Consider the following 22,218-nt stretch of genomic DNA (forward strand, 5'->3'; position numbering starts at 1 on the left):
CCAATGAACAGACAAGGGGCAGTACAATCCACCGCGCACAGGTTGTCAAACCGGAAGCAGATGCATGAGGGCGTTGCGTCGATGACCTGGAGATCGAGCAGGGGAAGAGAGAAAAAATGGTCGGAGCGGCGGGATTCGAACCCACGACCCCTTGACCCCCAGTCAAGTGCGCTACCGGGCTGCGCTACGCTCCGAACCGCGCAAATCCCTATAGATTCGAACCTATGGGCGCAAGTGCAAAACGTCCTTCGGAGACGAAAAGAGCGCAGAATGGCGGCAGACAGAGGCAGACCGGACAACCGCCGGCCCGCCTCTGGGTCGGGTTTTACTGAAGTGGCACGTTGATCGGGCCATCCGCGCCCATGGCGGGCGTATCCACATCCGTGGAACCGGGGCCGAAGTCATAGGTGTTGTTGTCGTTCGTCTCGTAGTGCAGCATCAGGGTTATGCCGCTGGCGGGATCGAGTTCACCGTCCGCTTCTATCGAAAGGTCGGATGTTTCACCGGGCTCCACACGCATGTGACCAAGCGATGCCGGCGGTGCGCCCTCGCCCTCATTGTGTATGACCACATAGGCCGGCTGGTTGCTCGTGACCGTCACGCCGGTGATCTTGTTGCCGTCAATCATGGCATTGGAGACGTCGATGCCGGGCATCATGTCGGTCATGTTGTTGTCATTGGTATCGGTGTCCGGCGAAGTCTGCGCGAACGCAGAACCGGCCAGAAACACGGCCGAAGCAGCCGTCATCAGCAGATATTTCATGAGAGTTCCTCCAAAAGAGGCGAGGTTCAGACCGCGCCTTGAGGAAAAACTGTCGAAGACCAAGCACTGTTCCCGCCTCACGCAGTCGTGATGGCGAGCACCAATTTTCCTTCAGCGCACCTGGTCAAGCAGACGCTTGCATTCCAGCAGGTCGAAAAGGGTTTCCTGCAGAAGGGCCCGGTTCTCGCGGGTCAGCTTTTCGCCATCCTTGACAGGACCTTCTTCCTCTCCGCGCGAGAGGCCGAAAAAGCGGCGGTTGGGCTTTACCTTGGGCGTACCGACGAGCATTTCCTCGTCGCCGGACTTCTCGCCCTTTGCTTCTGCCTCGGCGATTTTCTGGGCAGCGATGGCTTCCACCGCGGCAACATCGCCGCGACCGATGGCGATGACGAACTGGTTGCCGTTCTCACGCAGAAGCTTCTGGACGCCCTTGATGGTGTAGCCCTGGTCATAAAGCATGTGACGGATGCCCTTGATCAGTTCGACATCCTGCGGGCGGTAATATCGGCGCCCGCCGCCGCGCTTCATGGGCTTGATCTGCGCGAAACGCGTCTCCCAGAAGCGCAGGACGTGCTGTGGCAGGTCCAACTCCTCAGCAACCTCGCTGATGGTTCTGAATGCGTCCGCGCTCTTCTCCATCAAACCCGCTCCTCGTGGAAATGCGACTCAAGCCACATGGCTTTGGCTCATCTGGCAACAGCGATGCCGCGATGGCAAGGTGATGGATCCAGCTTATGCCTTGCCGTTGTGCTTCTTGCGATCCTGATGTGCCTTCAGGATCTGGTTTTTCAGCACATTCGAAGCCTTGAAGGTCATGACGCGGCGGGGAAGTATCGGCACTTCCTCGCCGGTCTTTGGATTGCGCCCTACGCGCTCGTTCTTGTCGCGCACCTGAAAGGTGGCGAAGGACGAGAGCTTTACCGTCTCACCACGCACGATGGCGTCGCAGACTTCCTGCAATACCATCTCGACGATCTGAGACGATTCGGTGCGCGACAGGCCGACCTTGCGGTAGACCGCCTCGGCCAGATCGGCGCGCGTCACAGTCTTTCCCCCCATTCGGCCCAAACCTTCGAAACTATTGAAATTTTCTATGACGGAGCGACGTTAAAAAATTCGATGGAATAGGTCAAGAAGTGTTGCAACCTGTGATTCGCAGCGCAAACTACCAACGCAGAAGAACCGCTCCCCAGGTGAAACCGCCGCCCATCGCCTCAAGCAGGACGAGATCGCCCTTCTGGATGCGACCGTCGGCAACGGCATGGGAAAGCGCCAGCGGAACGGACGCGGCTGACGTGTTGCCATGCAGGTTCACGGTGATGACAACCTTTTCTTCCGCGATGCCCAGCTTCCTGGCAGAAGCGTCGATGATGCGCTTGTTGGCCTGGTGTGGCACGAACCATTTCAGGTCGTCCGCCGACAGGCCGGTCTGATCGAAAACGTTTTCGATGACATCAGTGATCATGCCGACCGCATGTTTGAAGACCTCGCGGCCTTCCATGCGTAGATGGCCGATCGTGCCGGTGGTGGACACGCCACCATCGACATACAACTTTTCCTTGTGACTGCCGTCAGAGCGCATGCATGAAGCCAATATGCCGGTGTCTTCAACCGTGCCCTCGCCTTCCTGTGCTTCGAGAATGACTGCACCAGCACCATCGCCGAAAAGAACGCAGGTGGTGCGATCCTCCCAGTCGAGGATCCTCGAGAATGTCTCGGCACCAATCACGATGGCGCGCCTGGCCTGGCCGCTGCGCAGATACATGTCGGCGGTAGAAATGGCGTAGACGAAGCCCGAGCAGACCGCCTGCATGTCGAAGGCAAAGCCATGCGTCATGCCGAGCCGTTTCTGGATCTCCACGGCAGTCGCCGGGAAGGTGTTGTTCGGTGTCGAGGTGGCGAGAATAATGAGATCGATGTCATCAGGCGTCATGCCTGCTGCATCCAGCGCCTTGCGTGCAGCTTCCTCGCCCAGCGAGGCGGTGGTCTCGTCATCACCGGCGATATGACGCTGCTGAATGCCGGTGCGCTGGACGATCCACTCGTCGCTCGTGTCGATGAACTTCTCGAACTCGGCATTTTTCATGACCCGGCGCGGCAGAGCCGAACCAACGCCGCGCACGGCAGACCTGATCATCCTGTTACCTCAAATGTTAGTAGCCGCCTCACCCGACACCGGGCCGGGCTTGCGCGCGTGATATAGGTCGAGCGTCGTTCGGGTCTTGTCGAACAGACCGGCCTTGACCATCTCGTAACCCAGTTCGACGGCTGCGGCGAAACCTTCGTCATCCGCCCCGCCATGGCTCTTCACCACAAGGCCTTTCAGCCCGAGAAACACGCCACCATTGACCTTGCGCACATCCATCTTCTCGCGCAGACGGGAAAATGCACCGCGAGCAAAGAGATAACCTATGCGCGACATCAAGGTTGCGCCCATCGCCTCGCGCAGATAGCCGCCGATCTGGCGTGCTGTTCCCTCGGCGGTTTTCAAGGCGATATTGCCCGAAAAGCCCTCGGTGACCACCACGTCGACAGTGCCCTTGCCGATGTCATCACCTTCGACGAAGCCGTGGTAATCCATCGTGTCGAGACCGGCTTCGCGCAGCATGCGACCGGCTTCGCGGACCTCTTCCTGACCCTTGATTTCCTCAACGCCGACATTGAGCAGCCCTACCGAGGGGCGCTCCACGTCAAAAAGCGCATTGGCCATGGCCGCGCCCAGTATGGCGAAATCGACGAGCTGCTGAGCGTCGGCCCCGATGGTTGCCCCGACGTCAAGAACGATGCTTTCGGAACGCGCGGTGGGCCAGATGGCCGCGATAGCCGGACGGTCGATATCCGCCATCGTCCGCAGGCAGAATTTCGACATGGCCATCAACGCGCCGGTGTTGCCTGCGGAAACACAGACATCCGCCTCGCCGGCCTTCACGGCTTCGATCGCCTTCCACATGGACGACTTCCACCGGCCCTGGCGCAGGGCCTGGCTGGGCTTGGCGTCCATGCGAACGGCCACATCGCAGTGGTGAAACTGGCTCACGGCTGCAAGACGCGGCATCTTCGCCAGAACGGGCTCGACGGCCTCGGACCGACCGAAGATGACAAAACGCGCATCCGGCCTGCGCTCGGCGACGCGCTGCAGGCCCTGCAGTGTAACTTCAGGGCCGTGGTCGCCGCCCATTGCGTCAATCGAGATGCGTATCACGCGAGAAATGCCTCACTGTCTGGCCCCCGTAGAAAGTGCGGCGAAAATAGCGTTTTTGCGCCACGGCACAACCACCCTTCTGTCGCAGAACACTTCAATGGCGGTTTTGCAGTTTCTTGAGCTGTTCATAAAGCGGGCCCGCGCCTTCTTCCTCCGCGACCTCTTCGGTTGCGGGCTCGGGTACACTTGCGCCCGGCTTGCGCGGGTATGGATCGATCTCAAGCGCGAAGAACTCTTCTACCAGCTGAGCCACATTCACCGAATCGCCGGTGAATGTTTCGGGAATATCCTCGCCTTCCGCCTCGACGACAATCTCGCCGCCCTCGATGTCGTAGCGGCCAATGCGGGAACCTTCGGGGATGAAAATGCCGGATACTTCCGTCTCGATCCGACTCGTCATCGGTTCAAGCGTGACAACGCAGGTCTGCTCGATCTCGGCGGTGAGCGTTCCGCTGACCCGCACGCCTTCGCGCTTCCACGGCTTTGCCAGAAGCTCGGCGTGATAGGTCTTGACGGCCACGAGATCATGCCGCTCGGCCAGTTGCTGCCGGTTCTTCTCGTCCAGTTCGATCAGAACGGTCTGCCCACGCGCGGGCAAACGATTGACCTGTACGGGAAAGGAGGTGGAAGTGGTCTTGTGATCGAATTTCGTCGTCATGTCTTCGCTCAGGCCGGTTCGGGGAAGGCAAGCTTGCCGGACTGGATGTCCTCATCCGGTGCGGCCGCCAATGCTTCATGTGCCTTCATTACATAGGACGCGAGATGGTTCGCTTCATCCCATTCTTCAGCCTCGGGACGCAAATTGCGCTTCAAGGCGGCAGCAAGAGCGGCATCGTCGCCGGCGTCGATGGCTTCACCGTAGGAAGAAAGGCGTCCGTAGAACATGCGCGCCAGCTTCTTGATGCGTTTGGGCACGCCCATGTCTCCAATGCCCAGCTCGCGCAGGGAATGGTCAACGTCCTTGAAGAACTGGTCGGTCACCTCCTGGCCGATATCCGCCAGTGCGCCCTTGCGATCACGGATACGATGAAGCAACAGGAAGAGATGCAGCGAGAGCATTTCGAAACGTCCGAGCGGTGTGTCGGGCACCTGCCAATCAGCATAAGGCACCGGCTGCCGCGCCGCTGCCACGATCTGGGCATAGAGCCTATCCACGACCGCACGCCGGTTGCGGCGGGCAGTGCCTGACAGCCATTGCAGCATATCGTATGGTCTCCTAATTCCGCGATGCGGACCGTGTCTGGTCCAAAACCGCGATCAGGCGGTCAGTTGCATCGGCACGCAAGCTGGTTTACCGCTTTTGCCGACAGGTTCAAGTTCGCTTTCCGGTCCCGGCCGAATAGCTTTGAGGATGGAGATGTTGTTGCGGGTGCGTAAAATCAACAGGAACATTGTGGCCCGAAATCTTTTCGTGCTCACTTTCGGAGCCGGCGCGATGGCGCTTGCAGGCTGCAGCAATGTGGCGGGCACGCTTGATGCGAAGGAAACGCTGACGCAGGGCTATGTGATAGATCAGGACGCGCTCGACCTCGTCCCGGTCGGCTCCAGCCGCGACCAGGTGCTTTTGGCGCTTGGCACGCCCTCCACGACGGCGACCTTCGACAACGAGGTCTTCTATTACATTTCGCAGAAGCGCGTGCGAAATGCCGCCTTCATGCGGCCGCGTCTGGTCGATCAGCGCGTTCTGGCCGTCTATTTCGGCGCCGATCAGCGTGTAACGCAGATCGCCAATTACGGCATGAAGGACGGCAAGCTGTTCGACTTCATCTCCGAGACGACACCGACCGGTGGTCGCGACCAGAACTTCCTGGCACAGATGATTGCCGGTGTGGCGGCAGGCGGTGCGCCGTCGAACCCGCTGGGCGTGCAGTAGGCGTTCCAATTCCCCTCAAACGAAAGCCCGCGGTGCACAGGCACCGCGGGCTTTTCTGTTCATGTCGCTTGGGGCTAGTGCGCGAGCACGGCCAGAAGCAGAAGCGCGATGATATTGGTGATCTTGATCATCGGATTGACGGCGGGTCCTGCCGTGTCCTTGTAGGGATCGCCCACCGTGTCGCCTGTCACGGACGCCTTGTGGGCTTCAGAGCCCTTCAGGTGCTTCGTGCCATCCTTGTCGACGAAACCGTCTTCAAAGGATTTCTTCGCATTGTCCCAGGCACCGCCACCGGCGGTCATGGAAATGGCCACGAAGAGCCCTGTCACGATGACACCGAGCAACATCGCGCCAAGCGAGGCGAAGGCCTCGTTCTTGCCCGCGATCAAATAGATGATGCCGAAGACCACCAGCGGCGAAAGCACTGGCAGAAGCGACGGCACGATCATCTCGCGAATGGCCGCTCGCGTCAGAAGGTCGACCGCACGGCCATAGTCGGGCTTTTCACGCCCTTCCATGATGCCGGGCTTCTCCCGGAATTGACGGCGCACTTCCTCGACGATGGCGCTGCCAGCGCGTCCGACGGCCGTCATGGACAGGCCGCCAAACAGGAACGGCAACAGGCCACCGAAGAGTAGGCCGACCACAACATAGGGATTGGACAAGGAGAAGTTGACGCTGACACCGTCGAAGAATGTGCCCGGCTGCGCATTGGCGGCGAAGAATTTCAGATCCTCCGTATAGGCCGCGAAAAGCACCAGCGCGCCTAGACCGGCCGAGCCGATCGCATAGCCCTTGGTGACTGCCTTGGTCGTGTTGCCGACTGCATCCAGAGCATCGGTGGTCTGGCGCACTTCCGGCGGAAGATTCGACATTTCGGCAATGCCGCCGGCATTGTCGGTGACCGGCCCGAACGCGTCCAGTGCAACGACCATGCCCGCAAGAGCAAGCATTGTGGTGACCGCGATCGCGATGCCGAACAGGCCTGCGAGCAGAAAGCTTGCGATGATGCCCGCGATGATGACGAGCGCGGGAAGTGCCGTTGCCTCCAGCGAGACAGCAAGACCCTGGATCACATTGGTTCCGTGCCCGGTGACCGAGGCCTGACTGATGGAGCGCACGGGGCGGTAATCGACACCGGTATAGTATTCGGTGATCACGATGATGAGCCCCGTGACGGCAAGGCCGATCACGCCACACAGGAGCAGATCCAGCCCGGTGAAGGTTGTCTGATCGCTGGCCTGGAACTCCGTACCCATGCCCAGCCAGAATACGATGACCAAGGCGATTGCGATGAGCGAAAGCAAGGCGGTTGCCCAGAACCCCTTGTAGAGCGCACCCATGATGGAATTGTTGGTGCCAAGCTTTACGAAGAAGGTGCCCGCGATGGAGGTCACGACGCAGACGGCACCGATAACGAGCGGAAAGAGCATTAGGGTGATTGCCGCCTCGCCCGTGAAGAAGATCGAGGCAAGAACCATGGTCGCAACAACCGTCACCACATAGGTCTCGAAAAGATCGGCTGCCATGCCTGCGCAGTCGCCGACATTGTCACCCACATTGTCGGCGATGGTTGCCGGATTGCGCGGATCGTCCTCGGGGATCCCCGCTTCCACCTTGCCGACGAGATCGCCGCCGACATCGGCACCCTTGGTGAATATACCGCCGCCCAGGCGTGCAAAGATCGAAATGAGCGAAGCGCCGAAGCCAAGTGCGACGAGCGCATCAATGACCAGTCGATCCGTTGGGCCGTGGCCCATCGGCCCGGTCAGGATCCAGAAATACACGGAGACGCCGAGCAGCGCGAGACCGGCGACGAGCAAACCGGTGATCGCACCCGATTTGAAGGCAATGTCCAGACCCGCCGCCAGACTGTTCGCGGAAGCCTGCGCCGTGCGCACATTCGCGCGGACGGAGACATGCATGCCAATGAAACCGGCCGCAGCGGAGAGAACCGCACCGACGAGGAAGCCGATAGCGGCGCTGGCGCCCAGAAGCCACCAGGCGATGATGAAAACGATGATGCCGACGATTGCGATGGTTGTGTATTGTCGCGTCAGATAGGCCTGCGCCCCCTCCCGGATTGCGCTGGCGATTTCCTGCATGCGTGCATTGCCCTGATCGGCGGCGAGCACCGATCTTGTAGCCCAGATGGCATATAGGACAGAAAGCAGGCCGCAGGCGATGACGACGTAAAGCATGGTCATTGCCGAGTATCCCCTGATTGTTAGGCCCGCCGGACCTCCCCCCGGGCCACCGAAGACGGACCGGAAAGACGTGTCCGGCCCACCGAACTGTTGCGGAGAAACAGGTGCGCGTCAATCTGTGCTGCGACGTTTTGCCCCAACTTCGCCTTCAGGTCAGGCCGATTGGACTGTTCGGCGGCGGCGAAGGGCCAGCGTGCCCAGGGAAATGAGGCACAGGCCCGTGACGGGGAAGATCACCCAGTTGAGCATGTCCCAGCCAAAGGCATTGTAGACCTGCCCCGACATGAGCGAGGAGAACGCAACCAGTGAGAAGAGCAGAAAATCGTGCATGCCCTGCACCTTGTTCTTCTCCGAAGGGCGGTAGCAATCGGCGACCATCGCGGTTGCGCCGATAAAGCCGAAATTCCAGCCGATGCCGAGCAGTATCAGTGCGGTCCAGAATTGCCATAGCGCGATACCGGAAAGCGCGACAAGTGCACAGCCGATCAAGAGGAACATGCCCGCGGCAACCACCCTCTCCTTGCCGAAGCGGGTTATCAGGTGCCCTGTGAAGAAGCTCGGGCCGAACATGGCGATCACATGCCACGAAATGCCGAGCGTGGCATCATCGGGTGAGAAGCCGCAGCCGACGATGGCGAGCGGCGCACCGGTCATGACGAAGCTCATCAGCGCAAAGGTGGCCACACCGCAGAAGAGCGCGACCAGGAAGCGGGGCTGTCGCAGTATGACTCCAAGGGGTCGCGCCTCGCCGCCTTCCGGCGTGCCGGTTTCGGCAGGTTCCTTGCGCAGACGCAGGAAGGACAGGATGAAGGCACCCACCACGCCCAGAAACGCAACCGACAGGAAAGCCCCGGCAAAGGATACCGGCGCGAAGAGTTCACGGGTATTGATCGCAAGCTGCGGGCCGATGATGGCTGCGAACACACCGCCGCCGAGCACCCAGGCAATGGCGCGAGGCTTGAAGTTGGCAGGTGCCTGATCCGCAGCGGCAAAGCGGTATTGCTGCACGAACGAATTGCCAAGCCCAACCAGCAGCAGTGCTCCTGCAAACATCCAGAAACTGGCCTGGAAGAGCGCGAAGGCCGCCAACACGCCGCCGGCGAATGTGGCGATGCTGCCACCCATGAAGCCGCTTCGTCGTCCGACGGCTCTCATGATCAGCGCCGCAGGCAAGGCGCCCAGCGCCACACCTATATTGAAAGAGGTGACCGGCAGGGTTGCCAGCGACTTGTCTGCCGACAGGAGGTAACTACCGGCCAGGCCGCCCATGGAGATTGTGATGGGCGTTGCCGCACCCACAAAGGCCTGCGCTGCCGCCAGAACGAGGGCGGTGCGCTTTGCTTCGTGGAGGCTCTGGCCGGTCAATTGCGGTCTTTCCCCCGCCCTTCATTGCGGGTGCGTCGTGCGACACGATCGAGCACGGCATTCACGAGCTTCGGCTCGTCTTCGTTGTAGAATGCCTTGGCGATGTCGACATACTCGGAGACGATCACGGCGACCGGAACATCCGCACGCTGGGTCAGCTCATAAACGCCTGCACGCAGTATTGCGCGGAGCGTTGAATCGAGACGCGACAGCGGCCAGTCATCCGTCAGGGACTGGCGGATGATCGGATCGATCGTCTTCTGGTTTTCGACGACGCCGGCGAGGATCGCGCGAAACCACTGATTGTCCGCCTCGCGATAGGTTTCGCCGTCGATTTCCTTGCCAAGCCGGAAAGTCTCGTATTCCGTCGTGGTTTCAAGAAGACCGGTGCCACCCACATCCATCTGATAGAGTGCCTGCACCGCGCCAAGCCGCGCCGATCCGCGCTTGTTGGCGGGTTTCGATCCCGGCTGCGTTTTCGGCTGCCCGTTTTCTTCGGTCATGCCGTCCTAGCTCCCGAAACTTTTTCTGATTTCAATCATCTTGAGCGCGGCAAGAGCGGCTGCAGCACCCTTGCCGGGCGCGTTTTCCGCACCTTCGCTCTTGGTGATGCGGGCGCGGGCCTGCTCCATGTTCTCGACAGTGAGTATGCCGTTTCCGATGGCAGCACAATGCTTCACCGCAATGTCGGTCAATCCGCGCGCAGATTCGTTGGCGACGATCTCGAAATGATAGGTCTCGCCGCGGATGATGCAGCCGAGTGCGACGAAGCCATCGAACTGCTTTCCGCCGCGATAGGCTGCATCGATCGCCATGGAAATGACGCCAGGAACTTCCAGCGCGCCCGGAACTGTCACGACCTCATATGCAGCACCAGCGGCATCAAGCGCCTTCTTTGCGCCATCCAGAAGTCCGTCTGCGATGTCGTCGTAGAAGCGTGCTTCGACGATGAGAAGCTTCAGCTGTTCGTCTGCCATGAAATCCGTGCCCCTTGCGGCCAAGTCGTGTGAGAGCGGTGCAATTAGGCCGGATTGGCCGTCTCTGCAAGTCGTGCGGCATAGCGCGCCATGGTATCGACCTCCAGATTGACCATGTCACCCGCATTGCGATTACCCCAGGTGGTCACATTCAGGGAATGGGCAATCAGAAGAACATCAAACCGGTTCCCCTCGACCTGATTGACGGTCAGCGAGGTACCGTCGAGTGCCACCGATCCTTTCGGCGCTATGAAGCGTGCCAGATCTGCCGGAGCTTCGAGGCGGAAACGTGTCGCATCGCCCTCCTCCAGCCTCTCCACGATCCTTGCCGTGCCGTCGATATGGCCGGAAACGATGTGGCCGCCGAGCTCGTCACCGATCTTCAGTGCCCGCTCGAGATTGATACGGGTACCTTCGGTCCATGTGGATGCGGTCGTCAGTCGCAAAGCTTCTTCCCATGCCTCGACCTCGAACCAGCGGTCATTCGACTGCTCGTCCGGAAGCGCCACGACGGTAAGGCAGACGCCCGAACAGGCGATGGAAGCGCCTATGTCGATTGTCTTCGGGTCGTAGCCGGTGCGAATGCGCAGTCGCACGCCTTCTTTCAGCGGCCGAACGCTTTCCACCTCGCCGATATCGGTGACAATGCCGGTGAACATTCAGCCTTCCCTCACATATTCGAAATAGCGGTCGGGACCGTATCGAGCCTCGCGCTTCAGCACCATCCCATGTGGCACATCCTGTGGCGTGACGGGAGCGGGAATGCCGCGCGCGCCAATCTGCCCAGGCCCCACATAGAGCGCCAGGCGGTCGACCACATGTTCGGCCAGAAATGCTTCCGCCGTGAAGGCGCCGCCCTCGACTATGAGAGTGGAGATGCCCCGTTCGGCAAGATCTTCCAGCAATTCGGGGATGGCAATCTCGCGGCCCTCGACGTCCACGGCAATGAAGCCGACACCAAGATCCGCGAAGGGCTGTCGCGCCATTTCACAGTCCGCTGCGGACGTCAGCAGCAAGGCTGTCTGACGCGCGGATTTCACCAATCTTGAATCCAGCGGCAGCCGCATGTTTCGATCAAGCACGATGCGCGTCGGCGAGCGCGCCTCAAGCCCTTCGAGACGACAGGTCAGTTCGGGATCATCGGCCAGCGCCGTGCCGATACCGATCAGGATGGCATCGCTTTCGGCACGCAGGCGATGCACCTGTCGGCGGGCGATCGCTCCGGTGATCGGCACCTGCCCCTCGCCCTCGATGCCGATCTTTCCATCGGCGGAAAGCGCAAGCTTCAGAATCACTTCCGGGCGCTTCTTCGCAGCCCGATTCAGGTAGCCACGGAGCTGATCAGCGGCTTCTTCGGCCAGAACATTCTCGACGACCTCGATGCCAGCCTCGCGCAGCATGGCATAGCCGCGGCCACTGACCCGTGGGTCCGGGTCGCTAGCCGCGCCGACAACGCGTTTGATGCCAGACGAGATGAGTGTTTCAGCGCATGGGGGCGTGCGGCCGTGATGTGCGCAGGGTTCCAGTGTCACATAGGCTGTTGCGCCACGCGCGAGCTCACCTGCCTCATCAAGAGCCTGCGGCTCGGCATGGGGACGTCCGCCCACATGCGTGACACCACGCCCGACAATGCGCGGTCCGTCTTTCTCTTCGCGGACAATCAGCGTTCCGACGGAAGGATTGGTTCCGGTGAGGCCAAGATTGCGGCGCGAATAACGAATGGCCGCCGCCATGAAGCGGCGATCCTGTTCACTTGCAGCCGTTTCTTCAGGCTCAGACATCTGCCTCGCCTATTCCGCGTCGGGCTCGCCCTTGAGCTCGCCCAGCACATCCTGAAAGTCCTTCGCCTCGCGGAAATTGCGATAAACCGAGGCGTAGCGCACATAGGCAACATCATCGAGCTGCTTGAGCGCTTCCATGACAAGGAGACCGATCTCGTCCGACGGGACTTCGTTCTCCCCGGAGCTTTCAAGCTGGCGCACGATGCCGTTGACCGCACGCTCCACACGTTCCGGCTCGACATTGCGCTTGCGCAGGGCAATGTCCACCGAACGGTTGAGCTTGTCGCGGTCGAAGGGCACCTTGCGGCCCGAGCGTTTCAACACCACGAGGTCGCGAAGCTGAACACGCTCGAATGTGGTGAAGCGTCCCCCGCAATCGGGACAAGCGCGGCGACGGCGGATCGCGCCGCCGTCTTCCGCGGGACGCGAATCCTTCACCTGCGTGTCTTCCGACTGGCAGTAGGGGCAGCGCATACCGGTCGCCTATCCTCTAGCCTAGATAGGGATAGAGCGGGAAGCGCCCGGTCATGTTCATGACCTTCTGCTTCACGGCTTCTTCCACGGCGTGGTTGCCTTCATCGGAATTGGCTTCCTTGAGCCCATCCAGCACTTCGGCGATGAGGCGGCCGATCTCCGCAAATTCGGCAACTCCGAAACCACGGGTCGTGCCAGCCGGTGTGCCGAGGCGGATGCCGGAAGTCACGAACGGCTTTTCCGGATCAAAGGGGATGCCGTTCTTGTTGCAGGTGATGTTGGCGCGGCCAAGGGCTGCCTCGGCGCGCTTGCCGGTCGCGTTCTTGGGGCGAAGATCAACCAGCATGGAGTGGTTGTCAGTGCCGCCTGAAACGATGTCGAGACCGGTTTCCTGCAGGCTTGCGGCAAGCGCACGCGCATTGGACACAACGGCATGCGCGTAGTCCTTGAAGTCCGGTTCCAGCGCTTCCTTGAAAGCCACTGCCTTGGCAGCAATCACATGCATGAGCGGGCCGCCCTGCAGGCCGGGGAACACGGCAGAATTGAACTTCTTGGCCAGCGCCTCGTCATTGCACAGGATCATGCCACCGCGCGGACCGCGCAGGGATTTGTGCGTGGTGGTGGTCACGACATGGGCATGGGGAACGGGCGACGGATGCGCGCCACCGGCGACAAGGCCTGCAATATGCGCCATGTCGACCATGAGATATGCGCCCACTGCATCGGCGATCTCGCGGAAACGCTTCCAGTCCCAGATGCGGGAATAGGCGGTGCCGCCTGCAAGGATCAGCTTGGGCTTGTGCTCGTGCGCCTTGCGCTCGATCTCGTCCATGTCGAGGCGGTGGTCGTCTTCGCGCACACCGTAGGAGACGACATTGAACCACTTGCCCGACATGTTTACCGGGGACCCGTGGGTGAGGTGACCGCCGGAATTCAGATCAAGTCCCATGAAGGTGTCGCCCGGCTGCAGGAGCGCCAGGAACACGGCCTGGTTCATCTGGCTGCCGGAATTGGGCTGAACATTGACATAGTTGCAGCCGAACAGCTTCTTGGCGCGCTCGATCGCCAGTTCCTCGACCACGTCAACATATTCGCAGCCGCCATAATAGCGTTTGCCGGGATAGCCCTCGGCATATTTGTTCGTGAGAACGGTGCCCTGTGCTTCCAGAACGGCGCGCGAAACGATGTTCTCGGAGGCGATCAGCTCGATCTCGTGGCGCTGACGGCCGAGTTCGCCGCGGATCGCGTTGAAGATTTCGCTGTCGGCTTCCTCAAGCGGGCGGGAGAAGAAGGTCTCGGTTTCGGACGAGGCGGCGGATGCATTGGCCATGGTGTTACCCCTATAGGTCGGAAACAGTGGCAGAGTGTGAAGGGCAAGTAGCACCTTTCACGCAGCTCCACCACTTCCGGAGGATAGAATCTTACCCTAGGAGACAATTTCCACAGCGCCGCGCCTGCTCAAAAGTCGCTCTATCGCTAGAGGACGTTGGACATCTGCAGTTCGGCTGCACCATCCATTCCGTAGATGTCGTCGCGGAAATGGACAGCGCCATCGCCGGTCGACCAAGCGGAAATATAGGTGAAGTGCACCGGAACCGGATTGGTCACGGCAATGCGCACATCCGAGTCGTTCTGGATCGTCTGCTCGATGCGGCGGCGGTCCCAACCCGGGGTCTCGCGCAGGATCCAGGTCACCAGGTCGCGCACATTCTGGACGCGCACGCAGCCAGAGGAGTGGAAACGCTCCTGGTCACGGAACAGGCTCTGCTGCGGCGTGTCGTGCATGTAGACGGCATGCTGGTTGTGGAAGTTGATCTTCACCGATGCCATGGCGTTGATCTTGCCCGGGTCCTGGCGGAAGCGGTATTTCGTTGCCTCATCCGTGGACCAGTCAACCGTCAAGGGATCGATCTCCTGCCCGTCGGGTGCGATCATGCGGATATTGTTGTCGGCCAGATAGTTCGGATTCTTGCGCATCAGCGGAATGATGTCCTTGCGGACGATCGAAACCGGCGCATTCCAGTAAGGATTCAGAATGATCTCGTGAATGTTGGAGTCGAGGATCGGGGTCTGGCGGTCGATCTTGCCTACAATGCCGGTGTGGCGAAGTGCGACGCGACCACCTTCCACGGCCTCGATTTCCGCAGCCGGGATATTCACCATGACGAAGCGATTGCCGCGGTCAAAAGCCTTTTCGCGCAAGCGCTGCAGATTGGTCTGCAGCTGACCGAGGCGCACCTGAGCGGATACATTCAGTGCGGAATAGGTATATTTGCCGGTGATGCCGTCATCCGGCATTCCGTGGCGACGCTGGAAGCGCTTGAGGGCGGTATCCACATAGGAATCGAATGCAGGTGACATGCCGGCCTGCTGTGCCAGATCGCCGGAAATCATCAGGCGGCGGCGCAGGATCTCGACATCAGGATCTACCACACCGATCTCAAGCTTCTTCGTGTCGGGCACACGCGGCCAGCCACCGGACATTGCGATGCGGGAATAATCGACGATCGCACGCTCGACATTGGAAACCGTGGCCGGGCTCAGGACCGGCTGACTGGAAACCACCTTGCCGCCATTCGAAGCCTGCGCATCGAACTGGTCATCCCATGCTCCGCGACGCGGGGAACGGATGACTGAATCCAGCAGCCCCTGAGCCTCAGCCGAACCGGTAACTGCTGCAGCCGCGGCTGCGCTGGCTCCGGTCAGGAACATGCGGCGAGTGGTATTCTTCATTGGCCGAACCTCAATTTCCTTCAGATCGCTCGAACACGACCGGCAGGACTATCTACTGTTGTGGTTAACATACCGCCAATGGCGGGATTAGCGCCCTGCCCTGTCGGCTATGCGACCCCCGCATGGCTGCAGCATCCATCCCTTTCACCCGATTTTGGTCTAAACGTGACCAAGCAGCATTGCGCATACGAAAAAGGCCAGCGTCACTCGGACGCTGGCCTGCCGTAACACGGCCCCGCAGATGACCAGGTGCCCCCGGCCGTCAAACTGGCAAATTGATCACATGCGGTAGGCGATGGTGTCGTTCCAGAAGCGGTCCAGACGCTGGAGCGCGCGGTTCAGCTGAGCAAATTCGTCCATGCTGATGCCGCCGACCTGTTCGATGGAGCCGATATGGCGGTCATACAGGCGGGAGACGATCTTGGCGATCTCCTGTCCCTTCGGCGTCAGGCTGATGCGCACAGAGCGGCGATCGACGCGTGAGCGCTGGTGGTGGATGAAGCCCATGTCGACAAGCTTCTTGAGATTGTAGGAAACGTTCGAACCCAGATAGTAGCCGCGCGAGCGCAGCTCGCCTGCCGTCAGTTCCGCACTGCCGATATTGAAGAGGAGCAGCGCCTGGATCGCATTGATGTCGTTACGGTTCTGACGCTCGAACTCGTCCTTGATGACATCAAGAAGACGACGGTGCAGACGTTCGACCAGCTGGAGCGATTCCAGATAGAGCGAACGCAGTGCGTCTTCGCGGTTTTCGTTGGTGTTACTGTCCTGTGTCGCGGGTCGCGTGTTCATCATGGTTTGGTACCTTTCGTTTTGACGCCGGTGAGTTGTTTTTGTTCTTCACCTTGATCGCGAACCTAACGAAGGCACCTAAAATTCGACTTAAAAACCAGCCTTAACAAGGCCTTACAGAACTGTACCCTGCCATTACGGCTAAAAAGGCGTTAACTGAGGTTAATTGGCGCGGGCGCGCTGGCTGTAGTGGCGGGCAAGTCTGAGCCCGACATAGCCAAGCAGAACCGCCAGATGAAAAACCAGCAGGATCGGGCGCGAGCCGAATAGCTCAGGGAATGCCAGATGCATGATGGCTTCCATCAACGCGGCTGCAAACCAGATGACCGGTCCCCAGCTAGCCAACGCCCACAGACCCACCGCAGCGAAGGGATAGAGCACGGCGAGCGGCGCAGCCGTTACACGCCAATAGAATGGCATCAGGTCGAAGCGCCAGGCCTCGCCGGGGTAGAAACCGACGAGCCGTACCCAATAGGCAATTCCCAATGCCAGGCTGACAAGGGCAAGACTGCGCATGAAGAGTTCGGCGACAGCATCGATTGCCGCCGGTCTGAACTGCATCCCGCCCCGTGCCTCGCCTGTCATAGTTCCAGATCCCCGCCTTCGGGGGCGCTGAAATAGCGTTCGATCTCATCTTCACCAACATCTTCAAGAGTGGCTGGCTGCCAGCTTGGATCGCGGCTCTTGTCGACCAGTGCCGCACGGACGCCTTCATAGAAATCGTGACCAATCAGCATTTGCCTGAGAATGCGGTAGTCGGTCACGAGGCAATCGTCGATCGAACGGCCTTCTGCCCGGGTGATCTGCCTGAACGTCACTCGCAGGCTTGTTGGCGAACGTGCGGACAACATCTCGAGCGTCTGCTTGGCGAAGTCGCTGCCGGAGGCTTCAAGCCCTTCAACAATCTCCTCGAGTGTCGCCCGAGAGAAAAGGTCGTTGATCTCGGCCAAAGTCTCTTTATCGCTCTCGCGCGGGATATGGATTGCGTGACGCGCCAGTAGCGCATCTACCTCCGCCCCATCACAAAGCTCCGCCTCGATCTGCGGCAGCGCCTCGGTTGCCACGGTGGTTCTTATCAACCCGGACGCGGCAAGGTCACCTGCAGCAATCCTGTGCCCGGTAAGCCCCAGATAACGCCCATAGGCACCGAGCTGCGACAGAAGGTAGCCGCCGCCGACATCTGGGAAGAAGCCAATGGCCGTCTCCGGCATCGCAAACAGGGCGTTCTCGGTAATCACCGGATGGGAGCCGTGGAAGGAAAGGCCAACGCCGCCGCCCATGACAATGCCGTCGATCAGGCTGACATAGGGCTTGGGATAATGCGCGATGGCTGAATTGAGACGATACTCATCAGCGAAAAAGGCATGGGGCGAATTGCCTGCCCTGCCTTCCCTGTATACCGCAACGATGTCGCCGCCAGCGCTGAAGGCCCTGCCTTCCCCCTTCAGGATCACGCACTGCACCTGATCGTCCTGCCGCCACGCCTCGAGGGCGCTCGCGATGGCCTTTATCATGGAGTGATTGATCGCGTTGAGCGGCTTGGGCCGGTTGAGAGTGATGATACCCGCCTTGCCGCGTCTGGAGAAAAGAACGTCCTCTCCGCCTCCGAAATCCGTTTCCACCGCTGCCTCCCTTTATTACCTTCTAGGTGATTATTGGCCGCACCCCGGGCAGTCAATGCTGGCGGCGATTGCGGCGGTGGACGGCGAAGTGCTAGACAGCGCGGCGGATCAGGAGTGGCGCGATGAACAGAAAAGAAGCGATTTCAGCCATGCAGCGCAGTGTAGACGAAATCACCGGTGGCCGCCGCTTGAGACGGATGCGAAAGGCGAACTGGTCGCGCCGGATGGTGCGCGAGAATCACCTGAGTGTCGATGACCTGATCTGGCCCATCTTTCTGGTCGATGGAGAAGGCCGCAAGGAAAGCATAGACGCCATGCCCGGTGTCTACCGCTACAGCGTGGACCTAGCCGTGCGGGAGGCCGAACGTGCGGCAAAGCTCGGCATCCCCGCCATCGCTACCTTTCCCAATATCGACAACAGGCTGAAGGATGAGGGCGGCAGCCTCATTCTTGATGCGGACAACCTCATCAACAAAGCCAGCCGCGCCATCAAGGATGCTGTGCCCGAAATGGGCATCATCACGGATGTTGCGCTGGACCCGTTCACAAGCCACGGCCATGACGGCGTCTTGCGCAACGGCAATATCATCAATGACGAGACGGTCGAGCTGATCGCGCAGGCCGCCGTCCTGCAGGCTGCTGCGGGTGCCGATATCATCGCACCCTCGGACATGATGGACGGTCGCGTCGGCGCCATCCGGGATGCGCTGGATGTGGCTGGTTACAGCGATGTGGCCATCATGGCCTATTCGGCGAAATATGCCTCCGCATTCTACGGGCCCTATCGGGAAGCTATCGGTACGAGCGGGCTCCTGAAGGGCGACAAGAAGACCTATTACGTCGATCCGGCCAATGGCGAGGAAGCCGTGCGCGAGGCGGAACAGGATCTTGCGGAAGGTGCGGACATGCTGATGGTGAAGCCGGGCCTGCCCTACCTCGATGTGATCCACAGGTTGAAGCAGACATTCTCCGTGCCCACATTCGCCTATCAGGTCTCGGGCGAGTACGCGATGATCCGTGCGGCTGCGGCAAATGGCTGGATAGACGGCGACCGCGTCGTCATGGAAAGCCTGATGGCATTCAAGCGCGCAGGCTGCGACGGCATTCTGACCTATTTCGCGCCTGAGATTGCAGAAAGACTGAAGGGCTGAACCCAGCTCGAACCGGAAAGGCAGATCAATGAGCAATCACAGCCAAGCGAGCGGACAGGATGTCGTGCTGCGCGACGAGGCACTCGATGGTGTGCGCACGCGGCGTGTCCTGGCATTCTGCGTGGATTACCTGCTTATCGGCCTGCTGCTCGTTCCGGTGGCCATCATCGTCTTCTTTATTGGCATCGTTACGCTGGGTCTTGGATGGTTCCTCTTCGGCGTTCTGGCACCATTGACAGCGCTTCTCTATGTCGGTGCCACGCTTGGCGGTTCCGCGCAGTCGACCATCGGAATGCGCATGATGGGTCTGAAGATGCTCAGAACCGATGGCGGGCGCGTGGACTGGATGTTGGCGATAGTGCACACGGTGCTCTTTTGGGCCGGCAATGCGGTATTGACCCCGCTCATCCTTCTCGCCTCCCTTTTCCTGTCGAACAAGCGCACGCTGCATGACCTGCTTCTGGGTACGGTCGTTGTTCGCGAATATTGACGAGGGTCCAAAAAACGGGCCGATCAGGCAAAATTCTTCCCCGGTCCTGAGTGCGGAAAAACAAATGAATGTTTGCCCGGCAAGACGCAGACGATATTGTCCGGGTTCGAGGTAGCGGGCAGCCGCCATAATCAAACGAGGGGACAAGGCGGGAAATGGGCGACCTCCATCTCTGGATGACCTATGGGATCATCCTGATCAGCGTCGTTGCCTATGTCAGCGAGCGCTTTGCGCTTGAGCAGGTTGCACTTGCCACCCTCTCGGCATTCCTGCTGCTTTTTGCGGCCTTCCCCTATGAGACGCCGGCTGGCGATATGCTCAAGCCGGAAGAGCTTCTGTCGGGATTTGCCAATCCGGCGCTCGCAACCGTCCTCGCCCTGCTGATCGTCGGCCAGGGACTTTTCGCGACAGATGCCATGGATCGGCCAGCGCGCATGATGGCGCGGGCGGGCGGGCGGTCAGCCAATCGCGCCGTCATCATCACGCTTCTTACCGCGGCGACGCTTAGCGCAATATTGAACAACACACCGGTGGTGGTGATCTTCATCCCTGTCATCACCGTCATGGCGGCCAAGCATGGCTTCACCGCCTCCAAGGCGCTGATGCCGCTTTCGTTCCTGACCATTCTTGGCGGGATGACCACCCTGATCGGCTCGTCGACCAACCTTCTGGTTGCCGGTGTGGTCGAGCGCTATGGCCTTCAGGTCGGGTTTTTCGAGATCACCCTGCCGGGCCTCATGCTCGCCGCTGTCGGTGCGATCTATGTCCTGGGCATCATGCCCAAGATCCTGGGTCGCGAAAGCAACGATCTCACCTTCCGGCAATCCATTTCCGGTACCCAGTTCATCGGTGAGCTGCGCCTTGGGCCGAACCATCCGTTCCTGGGCATCGAATCGCGCGCCGGGCTGTTTCCCGGCCTCGGCGACCTGACACCGCGTCTCATCATCCGTCGCGGCATGAGCTTTTACCCGCCTTTCGAGAATGTCACGCTCTCGCAGGGTGACCGGCTGGTGGTGACCGCGACCCGGCGCGCCTTCATGAAAGCGCTCTCGATCGGCGGCCCCACCCTCGTTTCAAGTGAGGACGCCGACCGCTTCGCCCATACCGGTGACCCCGCCCAGCCGCTGGGTCCCGATTATCATGTGGCGGAAGCGGTCATCGCGCCCGGTTCGCGCCATGCGGGACGGACGATCCGCAATGCGGGCATTGATACGACACATGGCATCCACCTGCTCGGGGTGCAGCGCAAAAGCCGCATGGGCCGCACCTCCATGTCCGATATCCGCCTGGAACCAGGCGACACCATCCTGATCGGTGGGACGGACCGCGCATTCGAGGAGTTGCGCGAAAGCCATGACCTACTCGTGCTCGAATGGTCTGCCGAGGCCGTTCCCCAGAGGCGCAAGGCAGGCATTGCCATCGCCATATTTGCAGCCATAGTCCTGACCGCGGCATTCGAGCTTCTTCCAATCGTGGTGACGTCGATCGCAGGTGCTTTCACCATGATCCTCGCGGGCTGCCTGACATTGCAGCAGGCGGGGCGCGCCTTTGATCGCCAGATATTCCTGCTTGTCGGTTCGTCGATTGCGGCAGCAACAGCGCTGGAGCGAACAGGCGGCGCACAGCTTATCGCAGACACGGCGGTCAATCTGATGCACGGGCAGTCTCCTGCCGTCTTCGCATCAGGCTACTTCCTCGTGGTGGCGGTGATGACCAATTTCCTGTCAAACAATGCCACGGCAGTGCTGTTCACGCCGATCGGCCTTGGCATCGCGCAGGCGATCGGCGCGCCGGTCGAACTCTTCGTGGCTGCGACCATCTTTGCGGCGAATGCTTCCTTCGCGACGCCCATCGGCTACCAGACCAATCTGCTGGTGATGGGGCCCGGTCACTACACTTTCAGGGATTTCATTAAGGCGGGTGCACCACTTGTTGTGATAATGTGGTTGACCTTTTCATTGCTCGGCCCATGGTATTATGGGCTCTGGTAAAGAAGACACAGCCTGGAAATGACGCAGCAACCGAAACATTCTCCGCAGTTTTTCCTCACGGCAGCTTCGCCCTGCCCCTATCTGCCCGGAGAATATGAGCGCAAGGTTTTCACCCATCTGGTGGGTGACAAGGCGCCGGAGCTGAACGATCTTCTTACCCAGGGCGGTTTCCGTCGCTCCCAGAACATCGCCTACCGTCCCGCATGCGAGACATGTCGCGCATGTGTGTCGGTGCGCATTCTTGCTCAGGAATTCGAGCCGACCCGAAACATGAAGCGCATATTGAAGCGCAATGCGGATCTGATCGGCACGGCCAACACGGCGGAGCCAAGCTCGGAGCAGTATTCGCTGTTTCGCACCTATCTGGATGCCCGCCACAGCCGTGGCGGCATGTCCGACATGACGGTGCTCGATTATGCGATGATGATCGAGGACACCCATGTCTCCACCGAGGTGATCGAGTATCGCAGGCGCGGTCCGGATTCCTTCGTCACCGGCAAGGGTGAAGGCGAACTGATGGCCGTCGCACTGACCGACCGCATGGCCGACGGATTGTCGATGGTCTACTCGTTCTACAATCCACAGCTTCACGATCGGTCGCTGGGCACTTTCATGATCCTGGATCATATCCGCCGCGCCCGCTCGGCCGGACTGCCCCATGTCTATCTGGGATATTGGGTCAACGGATCGCAGAAGATGGAATATAAGGTCCGCTTCAAGCCGCAGGAGCATCTTGGCCCAACCGGATGGGACCGGGTCGACTGATCACTGCTGGCTGATCACAAGGAACATAGCGA

Annotated in this window: 25 protein-coding genes and 1 tRNA gene; 5 read left to right on the forward strand and 21 right to left on the reverse strand. The window is 60.2% G+C overall.

The features are described 5' to 3' along the window. Positions 1-117 precede the first annotated feature (117 nt). From EL18_RS07235 to EL18_RS18290, 9 genes are all read right to left on the reverse strand, one after another. A tRNA-Pro gene (locus EL18_RS07235) sits at positions 118-194 on the reverse strand. A gap of 131 nt (positions 195-325) precedes the next feature. Continuing rightward, the gene (locus EL18_RS07240) at positions 326-763 is read right to left on the reverse strand and encodes a DUF7282 domain-containing protein (protein WP_036481265.1); all 438 of its coding nucleotides are present in this window, start codon (positions 761-763) and stop codon (positions 326-328) included. Between the two features lie 111 nt (positions 764-874). Further along, positions 875-1,402 carry a MerR family transcriptional regulator gene (locus EL18_RS07245; protein WP_036481267.1) on the reverse strand — a complete coding sequence of 176 codons (528 nt, stop codon included), beginning with the start codon at positions 1,400-1,402 and terminating at the stop codon, positions 875-877. Positions 1,403-1,495: 93 nt separating this feature from the next. Then, on the reverse strand, positions 1,496-1,822 hold the full coding sequence (locus EL18_RS07250) for an integration host factor subunit alpha (RefSeq protein ID WP_036481269.1): 327 nt from the start codon (positions 1,820-1,822) through the stop codon (positions 1,496-1,498). A gap of 106 nt (positions 1,823-1,928) precedes the next feature. Beyond that, positions 1,929-2,900: a beta-ketoacyl-ACP synthase III gene (locus EL18_RS07255; protein WP_036481271.1), complete on the reverse strand. Its 972-nt coding sequence runs from the start codon at positions 2,898-2,900 to the stop codon at positions 1,929-1,931. A gap of 9 nt (positions 2,901-2,909) precedes the next feature. Beyond that, entirely contained in the window at positions 2,910-3,965 is a 1,056-nt protein-coding gene (gene plsX / locus EL18_RS07260; protein ID WP_036481278.1) for a phosphate acyltransferase PlsX, read from the reverse strand. A 94-nt stretch (positions 3,966-4,059) separates the two neighbouring features. Next, positions 4,060-4,623, reverse strand: a complete 564-nt coding sequence (locus EL18_RS07265) for a YceD family protein (protein ID WP_036481281.1) — start codon at positions 4,621-4,623, stop codon at positions 4,060-4,062. 8 nt (positions 4,624-4,631) lie between these two features. Continuing rightward, the gene (locus EL18_RS07270; protein WP_036481283.1) at positions 4,632-5,168 is read right to left on the reverse strand and encodes a ubiquinol-cytochrome C chaperone family protein; all 537 of its coding nucleotides are present in this window, start codon (positions 5,166-5,168) and stop codon (positions 4,632-4,634) included. A 54-nt stretch (positions 5,169-5,222) separates the two neighbouring features. Further along, positions 5,223-5,357 carry a hypothetical protein gene (locus tag EL18_RS18290; RefSeq protein WP_280113658.1) on the reverse strand — a complete coding sequence of 45 codons (135 nt, stop codon included), beginning with the start codon at positions 5,355-5,357 and terminating at the stop codon, positions 5,223-5,225. On the opposite strand from EL18_RS18290, the gene EL18_RS07275 reads away from it, so the two are divergent. Further along, complete coding sequence (locus EL18_RS07275; protein WP_036481287.1) at positions 5,317-5,838, forward strand: outer membrane protein assembly factor BamE; 522 nt, start codon at positions 5,317-5,319, stop codon at positions 5,836-5,838. The two genes, EL18_RS18290 and EL18_RS07275, sit on opposite strands and share 41 nt — an antisense overlap. 74 nt (positions 5,839-5,912) lie before the next feature. On the opposite strand, the gene EL18_RS07280 is transcribed toward EL18_RS07275, so the two are convergent. The 12 genes from EL18_RS07280 to EL18_RS07335 all read right to left on the reverse strand — a co-directional run bounded on the left by EL18_RS07280 (position 5,913) and on the right by EL18_RS07335 (position 17,789). Next, complete coding sequence (locus EL18_RS07280) at positions 5,913-8,045, reverse strand: sodium-translocating pyrophosphatase (RefSeq protein ID WP_036481289.1); 2,133 nt, start codon at positions 8,043-8,045, stop codon at positions 5,913-5,915. Between the two features lie 153 nt (positions 8,046-8,198). Then, positions 8,199-9,410: an MFS transporter gene (locus EL18_RS07285; RefSeq protein ID WP_036481292.1), complete on the reverse strand. Its 1,212-nt coding sequence runs from the start codon at positions 9,408-9,410 to the stop codon at positions 8,199-8,201. After that, positions 9,407-9,913: a transcription antitermination factor NusB gene (gene nusB, locus EL18_RS07290; protein WP_036481294.1), complete on the reverse strand. Its 507-nt coding sequence runs from the start codon at positions 9,911-9,913 to the stop codon at positions 9,407-9,409. Before nusB ends, EL18_RS07285 begins: the two co-directional genes overlap by 4 nt. Positions 9,914-9,919: 6 nt before the next feature. Next, positions 9,920-10,387: a 6,7-dimethyl-8-ribityllumazine synthase gene (gene ribH / locus EL18_RS07295; protein WP_036481297.1), complete on the reverse strand. Its 468-nt coding sequence runs from the start codon at positions 10,385-10,387 to the stop codon at positions 9,920-9,922. A gap of 44 nt (positions 10,388-10,431) precedes the next feature. Next, complete coding sequence (locus EL18_RS07300; RefSeq protein ID WP_036481300.1) at positions 10,432-11,046, reverse strand: riboflavin synthase; 615 nt, start codon at positions 11,044-11,046, stop codon at positions 10,432-10,434. Continuing rightward, the gene (gene ribD / locus EL18_RS07305) at positions 11,047-12,168 is read right to left on the reverse strand and encodes a bifunctional diaminohydroxyphosphoribosylaminopyrimidine deaminase/5-amino-6-(5-phosphoribosylamino)uracil reductase RibD (protein ID WP_036481304.1); all 1,122 of its coding nucleotides are present in this window, start codon (positions 12,166-12,168) and stop codon (positions 11,047-11,049) included. A gap of 9 nt (positions 12,169-12,177) precedes the next feature. Beyond that, the gene (gene nrdR / locus EL18_RS07310; protein WP_036481306.1) at positions 12,178-12,642 is read right to left on the reverse strand and encodes a transcriptional regulator NrdR; all 465 of its coding nucleotides are present in this window, start codon (positions 12,640-12,642) and stop codon (positions 12,178-12,180) included. 16 nt (positions 12,643-12,658) lie between these two features. Next, positions 12,659-13,972, reverse strand: a complete 1,314-nt coding sequence (gene glyA / locus EL18_RS07315) for a serine hydroxymethyltransferase (protein ID WP_036481308.1) — start codon at positions 13,970-13,972, stop codon at positions 12,659-12,661. Between the two features lie 146 nt (positions 13,973-14,118). Then, positions 14,119-15,375 carry a L,D-transpeptidase family protein gene (locus EL18_RS07320; protein WP_036481310.1) on the reverse strand — a complete coding sequence of 419 codons (1,257 nt, stop codon included), beginning with the start codon at positions 15,373-15,375 and terminating at the stop codon, positions 14,119-14,121. 279 nt (positions 15,376-15,654) lie between these two features. Then, positions 15,655-16,170, reverse strand: a complete 516-nt coding sequence (gene ldtR, locus EL18_RS07325; RefSeq protein WP_036481312.1) for a transcriptional regulator LdtR — start codon at positions 16,168-16,170, stop codon at positions 15,655-15,657. A 159-nt stretch (positions 16,171-16,329) separates the two neighbouring features. Then, positions 16,330-16,752 carry a DUF6163 family protein gene (locus tag EL18_RS07330; protein ID WP_036481314.1) on the reverse strand — a complete coding sequence of 141 codons (423 nt, stop codon included), beginning with the start codon at positions 16,750-16,752 and terminating at the stop codon, positions 16,330-16,332. Beyond that, positions 16,749-17,789 carry an enoyl-CoA hydratase/isomerase family protein gene (locus EL18_RS07335; RefSeq protein WP_036481316.1) on the reverse strand — a complete coding sequence of 347 codons (1,041 nt, stop codon included), beginning with the start codon at positions 17,787-17,789 and terminating at the stop codon, positions 16,749-16,751. Before EL18_RS07335 ends, EL18_RS07330 begins: the two co-directional genes overlap by 4 nt. Positions 17,790-17,911: 122 nt before the next feature. Between EL18_RS07335 and hemB the strand changes: the two genes are divergently transcribed. The 4 genes from hemB (at position 17,912) to EL18_RS07355 (ending at position 22,186) form a co-directional block, all read left to right on the forward strand. Beyond that, on the forward strand, positions 17,912-18,940 hold the full coding sequence (gene hemB / locus EL18_RS07340) for a porphobilinogen synthase (RefSeq protein WP_036481319.1): 1,029 nt from the start codon (positions 17,912-17,914) through the stop codon (positions 18,938-18,940). A 28-nt stretch (positions 18,941-18,968) separates the two neighbouring features. After that, entirely contained in the window at positions 18,969-19,430 is a 462-nt protein-coding gene (locus tag EL18_RS07345) for an RDD family protein (RefSeq protein WP_036481321.1), read from the forward strand. Positions 19,431-19,585: 155 nt separating this feature from the next. Beyond that, positions 19,586-21,421 (forward strand): SLC13 family permease, encoded by a 1,836-nt coding sequence (locus EL18_RS07350; RefSeq protein WP_036481323.1) that lies wholly within the window; start codon positions 19,586-19,588, stop codon positions 21,419-21,421. Between the two features lie 18 nt (positions 21,422-21,439). Beyond that, positions 21,440-22,186 carry an arginyltransferase gene (locus tag EL18_RS07355; protein ID WP_036481326.1) on the forward strand — a complete coding sequence of 249 codons (747 nt, stop codon included), beginning with the start codon at positions 21,440-21,442 and terminating at the stop codon, positions 22,184-22,186. Positions 22,187-22,218 lie beyond the last annotated feature (32 nt).

Source organism: Nitratireductor basaltis, assembly GCF_000733725.1.
Classification (GTDB): Bacteria; Pseudomonadota; Alphaproteobacteria; order Rhizobiales; family Rhizobiaceae; genus Chelativorans; species Chelativorans basaltis.

Coding starts and splice junctions, on each gene's coding strand:
- EL18_RS07240 (WP_036481265.1), bottom strand. CDS start 763: ATGAAATATCTGCTGATGACGGCTGCTTCGGCCGTGTTTCTGGCCGGT.
- EL18_RS07245 (WP_036481267.1), bottom strand. CDS start 1,402: ATGGAGAAGAGCGCGGACGCATTCAGAACCATCAGCGAGGTTGCTGAG.
- EL18_RS07250 (WP_036481269.1), bottom strand. CDS start 1,822: ATGGGGGGAAAGACTGTGACGCGCGCCGATCTGGCCGAGGCGGTCTAC.
- EL18_RS07255 (WP_036481271.1), bottom strand. CDS start 2,900: ATGATCAGGTCTGCCGTGCGCGGCGTTGGTTCGGCTCTGCCGCGCCGG.
- EL18_RS07265 (WP_036481281.1), bottom strand. CDS start 4,623: ATGACGACGAAATTCGATCACAAGACCACTTCCACCTCCTTTCCCGTA.
- EL18_RS07270 (WP_036481283.1), bottom strand. CDS start 5,168: ATGCTGCAATGGCTGTCAGGCACTGCCCGCCGCAACCGGCGTGCGGTC.
- EL18_RS07275 (WP_036481287.1), top strand. CDS start 5,317: ATGGAGATGTTGTTGCGGGTGCGTAAAATCAACAGGAACATTGTGGCC.
- EL18_RS18290 (WP_280113658.1), bottom strand. CDS start 5,357: ATGTTCCTGTTGATTTTACGCACCCGCAACAACATCTCCATCCTCAAA.
- EL18_RS07280 (WP_036481289.1), bottom strand. CDS start 8,045: ATGACCATGCTTTACGTCGTCATCGCCTGCGGCCTGCTTTCTGTCCTA.
- nusB (WP_036481294.1), bottom strand. CDS start 9,913: ATGACCGAAGAAAACGGGCAGCCGAAAACGCAGCCGGGATCGAAACCC.
- ribH (WP_036481297.1), bottom strand. CDS start 10,387: ATGGCAGACGAACAGCTGAAGCTTCTCATCGTCGAAGCACGCTTCTAC.
- EL18_RS07300 (WP_036481300.1), bottom strand. CDS start 11,046: ATGTTCACCGGCATTGTCACCGATATCGGCGAGGTGGAAAGCGTTCGG.
- ribD (WP_036481304.1), bottom strand. CDS start 12,168: ATGTCTGAGCCTGAAGAAACGGCTGCAAGTGAACAGGATCGCCGCTTC.
- nrdR (WP_036481306.1), bottom strand. CDS start 12,642: ATGCGCTGCCCCTACTGCCAGTCGGAAGACACGCAGGTGAAGGATTCG.
- glyA (WP_036481308.1), bottom strand. CDS start 13,972: ATGGCCAATGCATCCGCCGCCTCGTCCGAAACCGAGACCTTCTTCTCC.
- EL18_RS07320 (WP_036481310.1), bottom strand. CDS start 15,375: ATGAAGAATACCACTCGCCGCATGTTCCTGACCGGAGCCAGCGCAGCC.
- ldtR (WP_036481312.1), bottom strand. CDS start 16,170: ATGATGAACACGCGACCCGCGACACAGGACAGTAACACCAACGAAAAC.
- EL18_RS07330 (WP_036481314.1), bottom strand. CDS start 16,752: ATGACAGGCGAGGCACGGGGCGGGATGCAGTTCAGACCGGCGGCAATC.
- hemB (WP_036481319.1), top strand. CDS start 17,912: ATGAACAGAAAAGAAGCGATTTCAGCCATGCAGCGCAGTGTAGACGAA.
- EL18_RS07345 (WP_036481321.1), top strand. CDS start 18,969: ATGAGCAATCACAGCCAAGCGAGCGGACAGGATGTCGTGCTGCGCGAC.
- EL18_RS07350 (WP_036481323.1), top strand. CDS start 19,586: ATGGGCGACCTCCATCTCTGGATGACCTATGGGATCATCCTGATCAGC.
- EL18_RS07355 (WP_036481326.1), top strand. CDS start 21,440: ATGACGCAGCAACCGAAACATTCTCCGCAGTTTTTCCTCACGGCAGCT.